The sequence below is a fragment of the Rahnella sp. CG8 genome (genome assembly GCF_023701875.1).
Classification (GTDB): Bacteria; Pseudomonadota; Gammaproteobacteria; order Enterobacterales; family Enterobacteriaceae; genus Rahnella; species Rahnella aceris.
Genome location: NZ_JABAED010000020.1, coordinates 18,194 through 34,280, shown reverse-complemented (window position 1 = coordinate 34,280; position 16,087 = coordinate 18,194). Strand labels below are relative to the sequence as shown.

At 51.2% G+C, this 16,087-nt stretch carries 9 protein-coding genes; 1 reads left to right on the top strand and 8 read right to left on the bottom strand.

The window, feature by feature from the left end; genetic code table 11:
* From HGO41_RS18045 to HGO41_RS18010, 8 genes are all read right to left on the bottom strand, one after another.
* Positions 1–6,379 (bottom strand): two-partner secretion domain-containing protein (locus HGO41_RS18045; protein WP_250981280.1); only part of this gene is annotated, 6,379 nt, incomplete at its 3' end.
* Positions 6,380–6,391: 12 nt separating this feature from the next.
* Positions 6,392–8,023, bottom strand: coding sequence for a ShlB/FhaC/HecB family hemolysin secretion/activation protein (locus HGO41_RS18040; protein ID WP_250981279.1), 1,632 nt, complete (start codon positions 8,021–8,023; stop codon positions 6,392–6,394).
* A gap of 218 nt (positions 8,024–8,241) precedes the next feature.
* Positions 8,242–9,156: a DUF1861 family protein gene (locus HGO41_RS18035; protein ID WP_250981278.1), complete on the bottom strand. Its 915-nt coding sequence runs from the start codon at positions 9,154–9,156 to the stop codon at positions 8,242–8,244.
* Positions 9,153–10,214: a glycoside hydrolase family 130 protein gene (locus HGO41_RS18030; RefSeq protein ID WP_015690581.1), complete on the bottom strand. Its 1,062-nt coding sequence runs from the start codon at positions 10,212–10,214 to the stop codon at positions 9,153–9,155. Before HGO41_RS18030 ends, HGO41_RS18035 begins: the two co-directional genes overlap by 4 nt.
* Entirely contained in the window at positions 10,201–11,751 is a 1,551-nt protein-coding gene (locus HGO41_RS18025; protein WP_250981277.1) for an alpha-amylase family glycosyl hydrolase, read from the bottom strand. The genes HGO41_RS18030 and HGO41_RS18025 overlap by 14 nt, the downstream gene beginning before the upstream one ends.
* Positions 11,752–11,763: 12 nt before the next feature.
* A complete protein-coding gene (locus HGO41_RS18020; RefSeq protein ID WP_041673250.1) occupies positions 11,764–12,588 on the bottom strand; it encodes a carbohydrate ABC transporter permease in 825 nt (274 codons plus the stop codon).
* Positions 12,589–12,641: 53 nt separating this feature from the next.
* Positions 12,642–13,511 carry a carbohydrate ABC transporter permease gene (locus HGO41_RS18015; protein WP_037035432.1) on the bottom strand — a complete coding sequence of 290 codons (870 nt, stop codon included), beginning with the start codon at positions 13,509–13,511 and terminating at the stop codon, positions 12,642–12,644.
* Positions 13,512–13,514: 3 nt separating this feature from the next.
* Positions 13,515–14,777, bottom strand: a complete 1,263-nt coding sequence (locus HGO41_RS18010; protein ID WP_013577488.1) for an ABC transporter substrate-binding protein — start codon at positions 14,775–14,777, stop codon at positions 13,515–13,517.
* 267 nt (positions 14,778–15,044) lie between these two features.
* On the opposite strand from HGO41_RS18010, the gene HGO41_RS18005 reads away from it, so the two are divergent.
* Positions 15,045–16,079, top strand: a complete 1,035-nt coding sequence (locus tag HGO41_RS18005) for a LacI family DNA-binding transcriptional regulator (RefSeq protein WP_353050904.1) — start codon at positions 15,045–15,047, stop codon at positions 16,077–16,079.
* Positions 16,080–16,087 lie beyond the last annotated feature (8 nt).

Below are 16,087 nucleotides of genomic sequence, written 5' to 3'. Positions count from 1 at the left end.
GTCCGCTGTGGCTCTCGGATTTGGACGACTGCGTGCCAACCGAGGCGCTGATACCATAGGCGGTGGAAGCATCGCCGGTGGTGGCCTGCGCCAGCTCCATCGCCTGACCGGTCGATACGCCGCTCATCACGCCTTGTGCAATTTTCAGCGCCGCCAGCCGGTCGTCACTTTCATCACTCACCGACTGCGCCGTCGACACCGCGCTGTTTACCGCACTGCCTGCCGCACCCGATAACGCTATCGTCAGCCCGCTCTGTTTCTGCTCGAACGATTCATCGTGGGTGCGCGCATCGCGGCCCGGTTCAATCAGCACGCTGTCGCCTTTAATGCTTAAATCCTTCCCGGCGATAATATCTGCGCCACCGATATGGGCCTGGGCACCGGCGTTAATGCTGACGTTGCCGCCCGTCGAGCCGACGGTGCTGAAACTCTGGCTCTGCGTGGTGCCTTCATCGTTCATTTCATAGCGTGATTTACTGGTACCAATGGTGACGCCAATGCCGCCGCCGCTGAACATGCCGCTCTTTTTCTTCTCTTTGAGACGGTATGTCGAGTCGGTGTTGGTCGCCGCCACGATGTCTATATTGTTGCCCGCATTCAGGCTGACATTGCCGTCGCCGACCACCGCTGAGCCTTTCACCAGCAAATCATTTCCGGCGACGAGGGTTACGTTATCGCCGCTGAGCAGGGTGCCTGCTTCACGGGTTGCGCTGTCTTCCTCCACCGTGTGCGTGGTGGTTTTTTTCATGAACCCTTTTTTAGTTTTGGTTTCTTCTTTGAAGTGGTAATCACTTTCAGTGGCGGTTTCGAGGTTAATGTCACGGCCTGCACCAATACCGATATCGCCGCTGGCAATTACCTGTGCCGCTTCGCTGTTGACGTCACGTCCGGCAACGATTGTGGTGTTGCCGCCGCTGACGATTTCAGTGCTGTCCTGGCGTACCGATTCGTTGATTTCGACCTTTTTCTTCGCTTTGTAGCTGCTGCCGTCGGTGGTTTCTATCGCCATCAGATTCACATCGCGACCGGCCTGCATCGCCACGTCACCTTCTGCGGCGAGTCCTGCGGCCTGGCTGTTGATATCCTGCCCGGCAACCAGCGTCAGATCGCCGCCTGCGGTTATCGTCGTGCGGGCGTTGTCAGTGCTGTGGGTTTCACTTTTGCCACGACTGGCACTCTGACCGGTTTCTATGGCATTCAGGTTCAGATCATTGCCTGCCAGCATCAGCAGATCGTCGCCTGCTGCCACAAGTGCGCCGGTAATATTGATATCTTGTCCGGCTCTCAGGATCATGTCGTCCTGAGCCATGATCCCCGCCATCGGGCCGCTTTGTGTCTCGCTGAAACTGACAGACTCGCCGCGCCTGCCCGTTCCGCCTTCCTGCCATTGTTCGGTTTGCGTGATGTTATTAATGCTGCCGCCTGTGCTCTCAAGCTGGACGGTTTTGCCAGATATCGCGGATCCAATGTTGTTGATATCGCCCAGCGCGCCCAGTTGTAGTGCACTGCCTGCCTGCATCAGGCCAGCATTCAGGTTGCTGATGCTGCTCTGACTACCGATAAACAGGTTTTTGTTTGCGGCGAGGGTGCTGCCGCTATTGGTGACACTGCCGCCTGAAAGTCCGACATTATTGCCAGCAATCACGCTGCCGTTATTCACCGTCACGTCTTTTGGTGACAGATACACTTTTGGCACCATTACCGTCTGGCCGTTGATGCTGGCGGATTCCCACCACAAGATACTGCTGTCGAGCGCGGCGATTTGCGTAGCCGTCAGCGCTACACCAAAGGCCAGTCCAAGCGACTGCTGCGCACCTGCCGCGTTATCCATCAGGTATTGCATCTGCTCGAGATCAGAACCGAGGCCGCTGATATAGCGGCTGCCGGTCTGGTTGATCATAAAGTTGCTGACGTAGCGCGTATCGAATGCCGCATCACCGAGGAAGCGATAATCGTATTCCGGCTGCAGGTTAAGTTTGTCGAGGAAGTACGCCGAACCGAGGAATTTATTCTGGTCGGTGTACTGGCTGTTAGTTTCACGCGGAGCCGTACCGGGTTGGATCCCCATTAATGCGTACAGGTCGCCAAACAGGCTTTGATCGAGTTGCCCCAGCCCGTCGAGTTTCGGGTTCGTGGTGATCAGATACGGGCTGTTCGCATCGGTTGAAGGGACAAAATAGCCGTTATTATCCGACGGCAGAGGATACAAGCTGTTGCCCCCGGCGATGTGAGCAACTGCATCGGTGAGACTCTCGTACCATTGCGGCGAGGTGATGTCCGCGCTATCTGCGTTGGCGAGATCTTGCTGCTGAACGCCATCAGGCTGGCTGAGTGTATTTAGCGTCGGGGCAGTGATGATGTTGCTGGTGCCCCCGGCATTCGCCGTGGTGGTGGTGTTGCTGATGTCCTGGGTAAAATTGGCAATGACGTTGCCGCCAGCCTGGATGACGGAGCGGAATATATCACCGTCAGTACTCTCTGTTCGGATATCCCCTGTAGTGACAAAATAGATTGAATTCATGCCCCCAGTGCCGTTCTGAGAGGTTATGCTGGACTCCGTTGCGTACTCACTTCCACCATAAGCATATGACAAATAATGAGTTTCAATGCTTTCTATCCATGACTGGTTATTAAGCGTATTACCACTAAGAATGGCATTGTTAGTCGCTAAAATATGACTGGCATTATTCTCCAGTACATCCGCATGGAGCAGAAGATCGCGGCCAGAAGAGATATGCGCAACGGGTGAACCATTGCTCTCGACAATGACCTGTGAACGGGAAACGGCAAACTGTAATTCAGCGCTGTTGCTATAAGGGGCAGGACGAGACCAATATGCCCCGGCACAACCATTACCACAGCCAGTATCTGCGCGGTAGTAGCCATAATCGTAATTGATACTATCCAGATAGCTTAGCGGGACATCTGCATCAATCGACGTAAGCCATGAGTATTGTCCGGCTAAATCTGTTTCTTCGGTGACATGAGCAACTAATCCTTCCCGCTCATTCACTAAATGCCCGGTATTTATCGTAATATCCCCATTTACCGTCTCGATATTCCCCGAAGTATTCACCACTTCGGTGTTCGCATTGCCCGCCATATCGCGCTGCATCCACAGGCTGTTACCGGCCAGAATATCGCCGTGGTTATTGCGGATGGTATTGGCCAGCAGATACATATTGTTGCCCGCATACAGCAGGGCGGTATTGAGAATACTGCTGGCGGCATTGAGGGTCAGTGAGCCCGCAGTGCCGATAAAACCGGCCACCGTAATATTCCCACGGCTGTTCAGTACCACGTTGCCACCGGCCTGTAATGTGCCTGTGGTGTTCATCGAAATACTGCCTGCGGAGAGGATGCTTGCACCGCTGCCGGTGGTGATTTGTCCGTTATTAGTGAGCGTCGTTCCGGCAGTCAGATTCACCGCCTGGCCTTGCATCATGCCCTGATTGTTTATCGCGCCATTGCTGGTGATATCCAGCACGGTGCCTGCCGCCAGCACGTTTTTACCCGTAAAAGCACCGGTTAATTTCAGGGTTAAATTACCCAGCGCAACCACCTGACCCAACTGTTCGAAAACGCCGCTGGTCAGCAGTAAGTTACCGCCGCTGTAAAGTTTACCTGCGGCCCTGTGTTCAATCCGGTCGGCATGAACCGCCAGATTCGAGGTGCTAAACACCGTCCCTGAGTTATCGATTGCAGCGGCATTCAGCAATACAGATGTGGCCTGTAGCCAGTTATTGTTGGTCAGGCTCGCCGTGTTAAACGTGAGTTCACCGCCGGAGAGGATTTTACCGTCGTTACGTGCGGACGCTGAGGCATCAATACGTGTCGTGCCGCCGCCCTGAATCAGGCCGTAGTTCACGAGATTTGGCGTGGTGAGGTTCAGGGTGTTCTGGCTCAGGACAATACCGGCAGCGCGGTTGGTCAGATTACCGGTGAATGCGAGGTCATTGTTCCCCTGAATACGCCCGCTGTTGTCGACAGAATCGCTGATCAGCGCAATATCCGTACCCTGAATTTGCCCGGCATTATTGACTGTCGCCGCACTCAGCCCCAGGGTTCCGTCTGTTAACAGCGTTTTGTCCTGTTGCTGAATAAATGCTCCGGTCAGCGCCACTACCAGTCCGTTGACGCCGATGATGTCGCCATTGTTATTCAGCGACGTGCCGTTTATCACCAGATTATTGCCCTGCAATGCGCCACGGTTATCAAGCGACTCTCCCGTCAGGGTGAGATCTGCGTCACTCAGCAGCGAGCCCTGATTAGCGATGTTTTGCGCGGCAAGGCTGGCGTTGCCCTGGCTTAAGATGTCACCGTCGTTACTCAGTGTGCCGGTAAGCGAAACATCCAGTTTATCCGTCCCAAGCAGGGAGCCTGTGTTCGTCCAGTCACGGGCGGTGATAACAACATTTTGCCCCTGCAGGGTGCCTGCGGTATTGAGTAAACCCGCATCCAGGGTCAGTGAGCCTGCCGTCAGCGTGCGGCTGGCGCTGCCTGTGCGCAGTTCATCTGCCGTCATGTGCAGCGCAGAAGTTCCTTGCCACAGGCCCTCATTACTGAACGTTTGGGTCGTCAGTGACAGGCTGTTCCCCATTACCTGTCCGGCATTGAGAACGGTATTCCCGCTGATATCCAGATGTCCCTGACTTAAAAACAAACCCTCACTCAGGTTATTAAAGTGCCCGCTGTTTACCGTGAGATTCGCCGCAGTGGTAACGCCGCCGTGAATCAGATTCTGTGCCGTAAGCGTGAGTGCACCCTGTGCCACCTGAGTGCCATAAAGCGTGGCATCCGTGGCTGTGAGCGTGAGCGTACCATCAGACTGGAGCTGCGCGTCACGCTGGCTGGTCAGTTTATTGGCCTGCACCCTAAGATCGCCGTGGGCGATAACATCCCCGCCCAGACTTGCTTCACCGGTTTTCAGTGAAACATTGCCCAGGCTGGTCGAAAGCGAACCTTTTGCGGCGGTCAGTGAGCGGCTCTCTATCGCCAGTGATTTTTTGCCTGATAAGGTCCCGTTTTGCCGGATATCTTCCGCAGACACAACCAGCGCTTCATCAGAAAGAATTTCTCCACCCGCTGCGTTGCTCAGTGTTTTTACGGCACTTATCGAGGTAGTGCCTTTGGCAGCAATTTTTCCGCTGTTGGACAGGGAAGCGCTGCTTATGGCGGCGTTATTACCGGCTATCAGCTGGCCCTGATTTGTTATCGTTCCCGCCACCTGTGCTGAAATATCACGCGCCGTATTGACGCTGCTGCGGCCATCCTGTGTTAAATCTTGTGCGTTGAGATTGAGGTCGTTTCCGGCAGTCAAACGGCTGTTGCTTAACGTCAGTTTGCCATCGCTGTTAAGGGCGATATTGTTGTCGCTGGCAAAGGTGCCGTTGTTAAGTGCAATGTCCTGCCCGCTGACATTCATACTGCCACTGGCTTTATGTTCACCGCTCAGCGTAACGCTTTCCCCTTTGGCATTCAGGCTGCCGCTGGCAAGGCTGTTTTGCACGGTGAGTTTGCCGCTGGCATCCAGCGTGATATCCCCCTGACGGGCGTTCAGGTTGCCAAGGTTAACTCCCACGCCTTTATCGCTGGAAATCAGGCGGATACGACTGGCGTACATGCCGCCGAGCGCGCCGGTATCCACCGCCACCACGGGTGCTGCGCCTTCACCGGCCATCGCGGTTACGCGGCCATTTTTATCCACGCGATTGGCGCCGGCGATAACATTCAGCGCGTTAGCATGAATTTGTGCATTCACTTCGGTGGCCCGCGAGATGATTGACAACGCATCCGACTGGCTGGCATTCAACCCCTGGCCTTCAACGGTGATGGAACCTTTTTTGACATCAAGGGATTGTAAGTTGCCACTCGCATCGAACACCGGTTTACCCGTGGTGAGCGTGGCGTTCGGTGTATTGATAAACCCGCAGCCGTTACAGGTGATGCCATACGGGTTAGCAACCATCACGTTGGCCGCTTTTCCTGCGACTTCTGTGTAACCGTTCAGTTGTGAACGGTTCGCGCCCGTCACTTCGTTAATAATGCCGCGCGCTTCCTGGCCTGCTTTCAGGTTGGGGTTGTTCTGAATCAGCCCGCCTAACTGCGTCTGGTTTAGCTGGCCGGTGGCATTATTGAGGATCAGCCCCTCTTTACCGACGTTGTAATTTTGAAACTGGTTATGGGAAATCCCCGCTCCGTTAGGTGTGGCGATATTCACCACCGGCACACCGTTTCCGGCCTTATCGATACCTGTAGCACTATTTGCAGGCGCCGGTGCGGCAAACACCGGGAATACAGGTTGTCCTGCCAGCAAGCCACAGATCAAATAACTCAGTATGCGTTGAGCAAAACACATTGGTTGTTGATGATTATCCATAATCGTTTTCCCTTAAATCACAAACGCGATGCGGTAATAAATGCTGAGGTGGTCAGGCGCTAACCAGTCCGGATATTGCAACGGTGTACCCACGGTAAACTGGCTGGAGTAGTGACGATTTGTGGTAGAAAGCCCGACAGCGGCTCCCCACAACGTGCCGGACGCCCACGGGTCTTTGTTATCTTTTTGCAGCCAGCCACCGTCGAGTGCGACCACGCTGCTGACCTGGCCGATAAGCGGCAATGTGAACAGTCTGTAGTTCAGCTCGTTACGCCAGTAGCCGCCGTTATCGCCGGAAAGATATTGCTCTTTAAAGCCGCGTACCGAGCTTTCGCCACCGATGGTCAGACGCTCGCTGCCATATAGCCTGTCCGGCGACCACTGACCGTAGACGCTGGTCAGCCACCATAAATCTTCAGCCACCGGCAACTGAAAGCTGCCGTTCAGGCTCCATTTTTTAAATCCGGCTTTCGGCAAATCATCATTTTTGCCGTTATCGTCTTCCGCACCCAGCCAGGACACGCCATGGCTGAAAGTGGGGTTGAAAGTTGCGACGCCACCGAAGATTTTTTGCGTGTGGTTGAGGCCAAACAGCAGGCTGGTCAGCTTGCGACTGCTGCTGTCGAGCAACACATCATTGAGATAGTTATTGCTGATCTGATGTGTCAGTCCGATGGAGGCACCGGTTTTGATATCGCCATCGCGGAATAACACCCGCGAGGTGGTAAAACGGTGGCTGATGCTGTCGCCGGTCGATGCCCAGCCAAAGCCATTGTTGTCAATGGTGCTGAGGTAGTTGCTCCAGCTATAGCTGTAATCAAACAGGTTATAACCGTAGGGAATGCTCAGCCCGGCCTGAACATTTTGTGCGTCATGCGTAGATGAAAAATCGCTGCTGCGCCCGCCGCTGACGAACCATTTATCCGCAATACCCAGCACATTATTGGCCGTCAGTGAGCCGCCAGATTGTCCGGTACCGGTACTTTTCTGCCCGCTGTTATCAAAGTTAAGTGAGAAACTGAGCGGGAATTCCGGCGAGGCGGTGAGATTGACAATGGAATAGCCTGATTTCTTGCCCGGAAGGATCTCTATTTGCACCGGATCGTTGCGCAACCGGTTGATTTGCTCCATACCCTGTTCGATGTCACGCAGGTTAAGAATGCCGCCTTCCAGTCCCGGGAAAGCCATTCTTAATTGTGGCGCTGACATGCCTTCGAGGGTAATTTTCTCAAGACGTCCTTCCAGTACCGAAAAATGTAATTCACCCTGAGATAAATCCTGTTCGGTGATAAAAGCCCGGCTGGTTATATATCCCTGGTGAATATACCAGTCAGAGATTTGACGGGTTATCTCCGCAATTCCGTTCATCCCGATACATTGGTTAAGATGAGGTTTATTAATCTCGCGTTGTTTTTTATCAGAAAGAAGTGTTGCGTTATTTATATATATTTTATGAATGTAAAAGCAGGGGCCATTATTTTCTTCTATGTGTGATTCGATGGGTGAAACGGGAGAAAAACTGCGTTGTAGATCATCACGTTGTTGCTGGCTTTGCCTTAATAATCCCTGTTGCTCCTGACGGATCAGGTCACGGTCTGCCGGATTCAGGGGGGCCGCAACGCCGGATGTAATGATGCCAGCCATTAAAATGGGCAGAATATATTTAAGGAATGAATATTTACACAAGACAAATTTATCCCATGGATAATTAATGGAGTAATGTTTTGATACAGATTTTAATATGATGTTTCGTGGCGACAAATAAATCAAATTTTTTAATGGTATTGAGGGAGGGTGAATTTATTTCGGAGTCGTGCTGATAAGTGATTTAGTGAAATTCACCCGTAAATTATCTTATTCCGTTATAGGAAAGGATTATTAATTCCAATCCATTGCGCTTCACAGTCACTGGTTCCGCAATATAACCGGGGCACGGATGACTCAGTAATGCAAAGGCCGCCGGGGAAAATAACGTCTTCAAGATCAGCACGTTTGGCGGCTCCGGGTTTGAACTGGTTGCGTTCAGCGATGATTTTCAGCGCTGTCCGGTGATACGTCTGGTAGTTGAAAATGAACGAGCAGGCGTAATAGTTCCGGTGCCCCTGCGCATCGAAACGGGCGACATGTCCCAGCACACCGATCTGGTGGCCATCCAGAACATAAGCTGCGTTCACGCCGCACCATTCTTCGGCGGCGACCTGTCCCTGCAACAATGTCGCCTGAGCTATCTTGCCCAGGGTCAGAGCCTCCAGTGAATCCAGCAGAATATAGCCGATGGTACCCCGTCCGCCGGTTTCACCCTGCGGACGGGTAAACAGTAATATTTTTCCGTCCGGTAAACCCACCGGACGGATGTCTTTCATGCCCTCAGGCCCGATAAAAAATGGGCGCAGGGAATACAAATCGGTCCCCCGGTACAGCACGGTTTTCCAGCGCAGTCTCCCGCTGGTGTCATCCGCCGGTTCAACACTCACCCCGCCAAAAATAAACTCCCCGCCGATCCGGGCAAAAAACGGATCCTGTAGAGCGAAGACCGGCGCGTCGGGCAGTAATTCGCACTGGCGGACGCCATCAAATGCAAAAAATTTTACCTGTGATAACTCGGAGTTTCTGGGCTCGACACGGGCCGCAATGACCGAAGTATCACCGCACTGAAACGGAGCGGTCAGGTTATAAACATCGTCGTCTCCTGCGCCGGAGAACTGGATTTTTTCTCCGGCGGGTACCGGCAATTTCAGAGTACGAAATTGCCGGAGTAATGTTTCAACCCTGCTCACAGCGGTAATCCGAGATGCGCCCATAAGGCATCGAGCGGCATTGTCGCCAGCCCGATACATTCATCGGCTGCGCCGTAGTAAATTTTCAGCAAATCCTGTTCCAGCAATGCGCCGCAGGTGAACACCACGTTGCCAAAGAATCCTTCTTTCTCATATATCGCTTCAGGCTGTAGCAGCGGCACTGGAGACCTGGAGAGGATGTTGGACGGATTATTCAGATCGAGCAGCATCGCGCCGAGGCAATAACGCTGGTCTTTATCCACGCCGTGATAAATCTGCAACCAGCCGCGCGTCGTTTTCATCAGCGGTGCGCCACCACCCAGCTTCAGCGCATCCCAGTCGCCGGAAGCACTGCCGAGTAAATGGCGATGATTGCCCCAGTGCAGCATGTCCGGTGATTCACACATCCAGATCTCCGGCTTACCAAAATGTTTGGGTGAAGGACGGGTCAGCGCCTGATATTTGCCGTTAATTTTTTCCGGGAAGAAGCAGACATCGCGGTTATCGGGGCAGAAAATCACGCCTTGTTTTTCTACCGTGACAAAATCGGTGGTCGTCGCCAGCGCGGTGGAAATGCCATACGGCGAAATGGCCGAATAGTTGATGTAGTAAACGCCATCGATCAGCGTAATTCGCGGATCTTCACAGCCAAATTGTTCGTATTGCGTATCAGCGGTCAAAAAGGGCTGTGCATCAACACTAAAATCTTCGCCATTCTGACTACGCGCTAACCGCAGATGCGACATCGAGGTCAGCCAGATCACTGAAGGGTCAGCTTTCAGCGCAATCATTCTCGGGTCGCTGAAATCATAGGCCGGGTCGTCACGTCGAAAACGTTTCGTGCCCGCCCGCCAGACGTTTTGCTGGTTCACCAGAAGCGGCACTTCCAGACAATTAGCATCCGTTGAGATCACGCTTTCCGCGACACGAAGCAACAGCAGGGTTTCCCCCTGATACGAACATACGCCTGCGTTAAAAACACAATCGACCTTCCAGCCGGGCTGGGAAGGTGCAACGTGAGCAGGTGTTAACAGCGGATTTTTTTCACTTCTGAGCATTTTCATGGTTTACCTTTTTGATAAGAATTTGGTTTTTTTCCAGCAGCGGTTCATCCGTGCCAAACAAGACTGAATTGCCGTCGGCATAGCCCACGTTGACGACAGGCGGACCGAAATTGATCATCACTTCCAGACATTCCGCACCCAGCTGGCGGCGGAAAATCAGGCATTGCTTAAACAGCGTGAGGTACTGATAGTGGCCACGCTGAAGAGAAGGGTGTGTATTTCTTATGTGGATCAACTGCTTATAACGGGTCAAAATTGATTGTGAGCACTTACTCTCATTTTCGACGTTAATCTGGCTTTCACGGGCATCGGCTGGCGTCCACGGGACAGGTAAACGGGAGGCATCGCGGCAGAAAGGTAATGCGTAAGTAAGCGCTTGCTCCTCATGCATGCCCTGTGAAATAGCGGTGTGATAGTGCGTGATTCCCTGAATATCCCGCATCTGTTGCAAATTCTGCGGGACAAAATCGGTCATGCCGATTTCTTCTCCCTGGAAGATAAAAGGCAAACCCCGGGCGGTCATTTGCAGGGCAAAAACGGCTACAGCGCGGGGAATATCGCGGGGTGATTCACCGAAACGGCTGATCATGCGTGACATATCATGGCTGGAGAAAAACAGTGTCGGTAAACCGTAGAGTGTGTTTTCCATTGCCTGTATTTCGGCGAAGATCGCTGCAATATCGAAGCGTTTCTGGCTGCCAAGGTTGAAATTGAACACCACGTCCAGCAACTCTGTGCCCTGATAAGGTGCCATTACCGGCAATTCATCACTGCCCACTTCGCCAATCAGCAGGAATTCACCTTGCGCACGGATATGGCGACACAGGCGATTCACCACGCTGAGCACACCGGGCTGATTGATATCTTTATCATGAGGGGGCTCTGCGCCTGCCTCAACGGGTGGATGATCTTCCCCGATACCGTCAGTGGTCAGAAAATTAATCACGTCAAACCGGAAGCCGTCGACGCCGCGCGCTATCCAGAAATCGAAGATTTTTTTGATCTCATGCTCAACGGCGGGATTGGACCAGTTCAGGCATACCTGTTGAGGCGAGAATTTATGGTAGTAACTGGCCGTCCCGCCGGGTTCCTGCGTCCAGGCTGAACCGCCAAAGAAAGAGGTCCAGTTGTTGGTTTGCTCACGAAAGAAAAAGAAGTCACGGAACGGACTGTCCGGCTGACGGAGCGCCGCCTGAAACCACGGATGCTGGTCCGAAACGTGGTTAATCACCACGTCGATGACCAGCAAGATATCGCGCTGATGACAGGCCGCAATCAGTTTATCGAAAAGGTCTACTGTGCCAAAGCGCGGATCGACGGCGCAGTGATCACTGATGTCGTAGCCATTATCCACCAGCGGAGAGGGATAAAAGGGGGTGATCCAGATGCCGCCAATGCCCAGCTCAGCCAGATAATCCAGTTTAGAAACCAGCCCCGGGAAATCGCCTAATCCGTCAGCGTTACCGTCGCAGAACGAGGGTAAATACACCTGATAAAATACCCGGTCCTGCCATGTTTTCAGGTTGTCCATCATTCAGGCCTGTTATTTAAGTGAAAGCGACATCCCTTCCAGGAAATGCTTCCTGAAGAGGATAAACAAAACGACGATTGGTAAGGTTTGCACTACCGAACCCGCCAGTACCGGGCCGACATAAATGCCATAGGATTTACTGAACGTTGCCAGCAGCACTGAAAGCGGCATTTTGTTGGCATCCTGCATCACAATCAGCGGCCAGAGGAAATTGTCCCAGGCGCTGGTAAAAGTAAAAATCGCGACGATAGCCAGAATCGATTTGTTGAGGGGCAGCATGACATGGAGCAATATTTTGATAAGACCTGCATGATCTAACCTTGCGGCATGAATATAGTCATTTGGCGTGCCTTTAAAACTCTGCGAGATCATAAAAATCCCCCAGCCATTCATCACAAACGGTAAAATAAGGGCGCCATAGGAATTAATCATGCCGAGTTCACGCATCAGCACGAAATGCGGAATAATAAACATGAAAGCCGGAAAAACCATTTGCAGGATAAGCAGGTTTTTGAAAATATCCCGGCCTTTAAATTCCATTTTTGCCAGCGCATAACCAATTAAACAGGAACTCAGCGTGACGCATACCGTTATGGTTAATGTAATGAATATGGAGTTAAACAATGTGCGCAGAAAGGGTTTTTCCGCTTTACCGGTACCATCAAACAGGAAAATATAATTATCGAATGACAGCGGGCCGGAAAAAAGAGATGTCGTATAAATATCGGCTGTATTTTTAAACGAACCGATTAACATCCACAAATACGGATATAACCAGGTGATGGCCAGCGCAAACATCAGCAGGTGGATCGCCACGGAGCTGATTGTTTGTTTCAGTAAAAATTTTTGTACAGGAGCGACGGCTCCCGTCTCCACAGATTGTGTCTTCATCATACGATCTCGATTTTCTTTTCCAGACACCGGCGCAATATCCAGATCAATGTGAAACTGAACAGCGCGACAATAATTGACATGGTAGCGGCCCAGCTTGGCTGCATCTGCCGGAAGGCGGCTTCATACATCACCACCATTGGCGTGGTGGTGCTTTTCAGCGGACCGCCTCCGGTGATGAGATAGGGTTCGGTGAAAATACTGAACGCTACTGTGATCGCGAGAACCAGCACCATGACTATCTGGGCATTCATCAGGGGCAATGTGATATGCCATATTTTTCCGAGGCCCGTGGTTTTATCGAGATCGGCGGCATCGTAAATATCTTTGGGAATAGTAATCAGCCCGGAATAAAAAATCAGGCCGTAATAGCCGACAAATTTCCAGGTGATAATAAGGGCAATCGATAACATGGCGAAATCCGGATGGGTGAACCACGGGACGTTAACGCCAAACATGTCCATCAGGAACGTATTTATCGGTCCTGTTTCACTGAACAGTTTGGAAAATACAATGGAATACGCCACGCCGGATGAAACATTGGCGAGCAGGAAGCTCAGGGCAACAAACGCTTTGCCATATTTTATTTTTCTTAATCCGAACGCGAATAATAATGAAGACACCAGGACTATGGGCAGATAGTAAGCCAGAAATTTAAATACGTTATACATCGCCGTCCAGAATAAAGGATTCTGCATGACGGCGATAATATTCTTCACGCCGTTAAAAGACGGTGCGCCAATAAATTTCCAGTCAGTAAAGCTCAGCACCGCCAGCCAGAGAAAAGGATAAAGCCAGAATACCAGCGAATATCCGAGGTAAGTGGAGGCCAGAAGGCCTCCGAGTGATGACTCTTTCATTTTTATCATCACTTACTGCTCCAGCGTTTTGTCGATCTCTTGTGAGGACGCCTGAATCACCTCGGGTATCGGGCTATTTTTAAACACCAGTTTTTCAATCATTTGCGTCATCGTCCGCTGGACTTCAACGGTTTTAGTGACTGGTGCTGGCGGAACCGCTTTCGATACGTAGGAGGCGATCGCATTAACCAATGCGTGCTGTTGCAGATACTCTTCAAAAATCGGATTACTTTGCAGATCTTCCCGGGCAGGCGGCATGCCGGTGAGTTCCAGCCAGCGTCGGTCATGTTTAGGATCGCTGTATACCCATTGAATAAACTTCCAGGCGTCGGCCTGCACTTTTGACGTACTGAACATCACGATCCCTTTGCTGTCAGCCATGGTGGCAACGCCGGGTTCGCCGGTTTGTGTCGGCATCGGGCCGATACGGATGGTTTTTAACACTTCGGGAAATTGTTTCTGATAGCGGTCGATATCCCATGGACCACGTACCGCGCCCAGCACGGTTCCCGCTGCCAGCGGATCGTCTGCGGCGGTGAAGTCGTAGCTGGTCCATTTGTTCGCAAACATTTTGTTGAGGAAGGTGAGGGTCTGTTGTCCGGCTTCGTTATCAAAGCTGGATTTGTGATCCTGAATATACGGGCTGCCCTGAGAGGCGGCGTAATACAGCGGAATAAAGTCAAACCAGCGATCCCACCAGTTTTTGCCGCTGGTGATTTGCAGACTGTAACCTTTCTGGTTTTGCGTTATCCGTTCTGACAGCGTGTAAATCTCATCATAGGTGGTCGGCACATGATCAAAACCTTGCTCAGCCAGCAGATCGCTGCGCCACCAGTACACGACCGGGCTGATATAAATCGGGATAACATTTTGCTGCCCTTCGAACTGCCATGATGCCATGGCTTTCCCCATATGTCGGGTTTCAACCAGTTCCTGAAAACCGGGCATTTTGGCGTAGTCATTGAGTTGTTTAAGTTCGGATAACTGTTTCGCGAAGCCGATAAAAATATTGGTGGATATATCGGGCTCGGTGCCTGATGCCAGCGCATTCATAATGGCTTCTTCAGAACTCCCCGCAGCCGGTATTGGCGTGAATTCCACCTTCCTGTTGGCCGGATTACTGTTCCATTCTTTTACCACCTCGCCCCAATACACTTCCTGAGTAACATTAGGCGCTATCCACATTTTAATGCTGGTTTGATCTTTCTCCTCAGGCCCGCAGCCCGAAAGAAATAACGTGATACCTGCAAGTGCAGCCAGTTTCATTATTTTCATGCTGTATCCTATTTCCATTAGGTTGTTATTAATAATTCATAATTATATTTAATGGTTATTTATATTATATTTTTATGAGTGGACTTCTATTTTAAACGCTAGCATGGACATACAATCAGTAAACGTTATTACGGTCACAGAAATGATTTTGTTTAACGTTAAACTTTATTTTATATATTCATTGCAATAGCCTATTTTCTGTGAGTATATATTGGCGAATTAAGGATTTTTCAGACGGGGGATTTCATTTATTCAAAGCATTCAGGAGTGTGTAAACTGAGCAAGATAACCTTAAAGTCAATTGCCCGTGAATTAGGGGTGACGCATACGACGGTGTCGAATGCATTTAATAATCCGGGAAAGTTATCTGAATCCTTAAGAAAGCGAATAATTGATTATGCGCATTCCGTTAATTTCTACGGCCCTGATAATATCGGGCGCGCATTACGTACCGGCAGGTCGGATGCGATTGGCATTATCTTCAATGACACGCTGAGTTATGTTTTTACTGACAGCCATGACGTGCAGCTCATGCAGGGCATCGCGGGTGCATGTGACCGGAAAGGTGTCAGCATCATCCTGATCCCGTTGCATAACGGACAGGGCGCGCGGGCCAGTGTGATTAACACTGCGGTAGATGGCTATATCCTTAATGCGACGCACAATAATGACCAGATCATCGCTAAGGCATTGTCAAAAAATCTGCCTGTGGTGACCACGGATTTTAAAATTCCCCCGCACAGCAGTGTCTCCATTGATAACTACCGGGCGATGAGGGAAATTTGCCTGCACCTGCTGGAAAAAGGACACCGTGAATTCGGCATTATTTCATTTCCTTCACTACAGGGGCGTAAGGGTGTCGTGCCATTGAGTCAGGATATTTCAGGCGATAATGACGTTATGATCACCCGGGTGAAATCTTGCGTGGAGACTTTCCGCGAATGGAATATCGAACTCGATAATTGCTTTCTTTGTGAAACAAGCCATCACGAGATGTTTGGCGAAATAGCCGCGCAGGAATTACTTAAAATAAATCCGGGAATAACCGCGTTTATTTGCCTGTCTGACCGCTTTGCGCAAGGTGCGATTAATTATTGCCGGCAGGCCGGGTTACGTGTTCCGCAAAATATCGCGATTACCGGATTTGATAATATTCCCCGGCCAGAGAATGAAATCGGGCTCACTACCATTGCCCAGGATCCGGTTAGAAAAGGTGAGATAGCCGCGGCCTTGCTGCTGGAGGGGAAAAATAATATTCACTTCGACCTTGAGTTTACGTTAATTATACGTGGTTCTACCTGATTCCCGGT

Coding starts and splice junctions, on each gene's coding strand:
- HGO41_RS18015 (WP_037035432.1), bottom strand. CDS start 13,511: ATGATAAAAATGAAAGAGTCATCACTCGGAGGCCTTCTGGCCTCCACT.
- HGO41_RS18025 (WP_250981277.1), bottom strand. CDS start 11,751: ATGGACAACCTGAAAACATGGCAGGACCGGGTATTTTATCAGGTGTAT.
- HGO41_RS18010 (WP_013577488.1), bottom strand. CDS start 14,777: ATGAAAATAATGAAACTGGCTGCACTTGCAGGTATCACGTTATTTCTT.
- HGO41_RS18030 (WP_015690581.1), bottom strand. CDS start 10,214: ATGCTCAGAAGTGAAAAAAATCCGCTGTTAACACCTGCTCACGTTGCA.
- HGO41_RS18040 (WP_250981279.1), bottom strand. CDS start 8,023: ATGGCTGGCATCATTACATCCGGCGTTGCGGCCCCCCTGAATCCGGCA.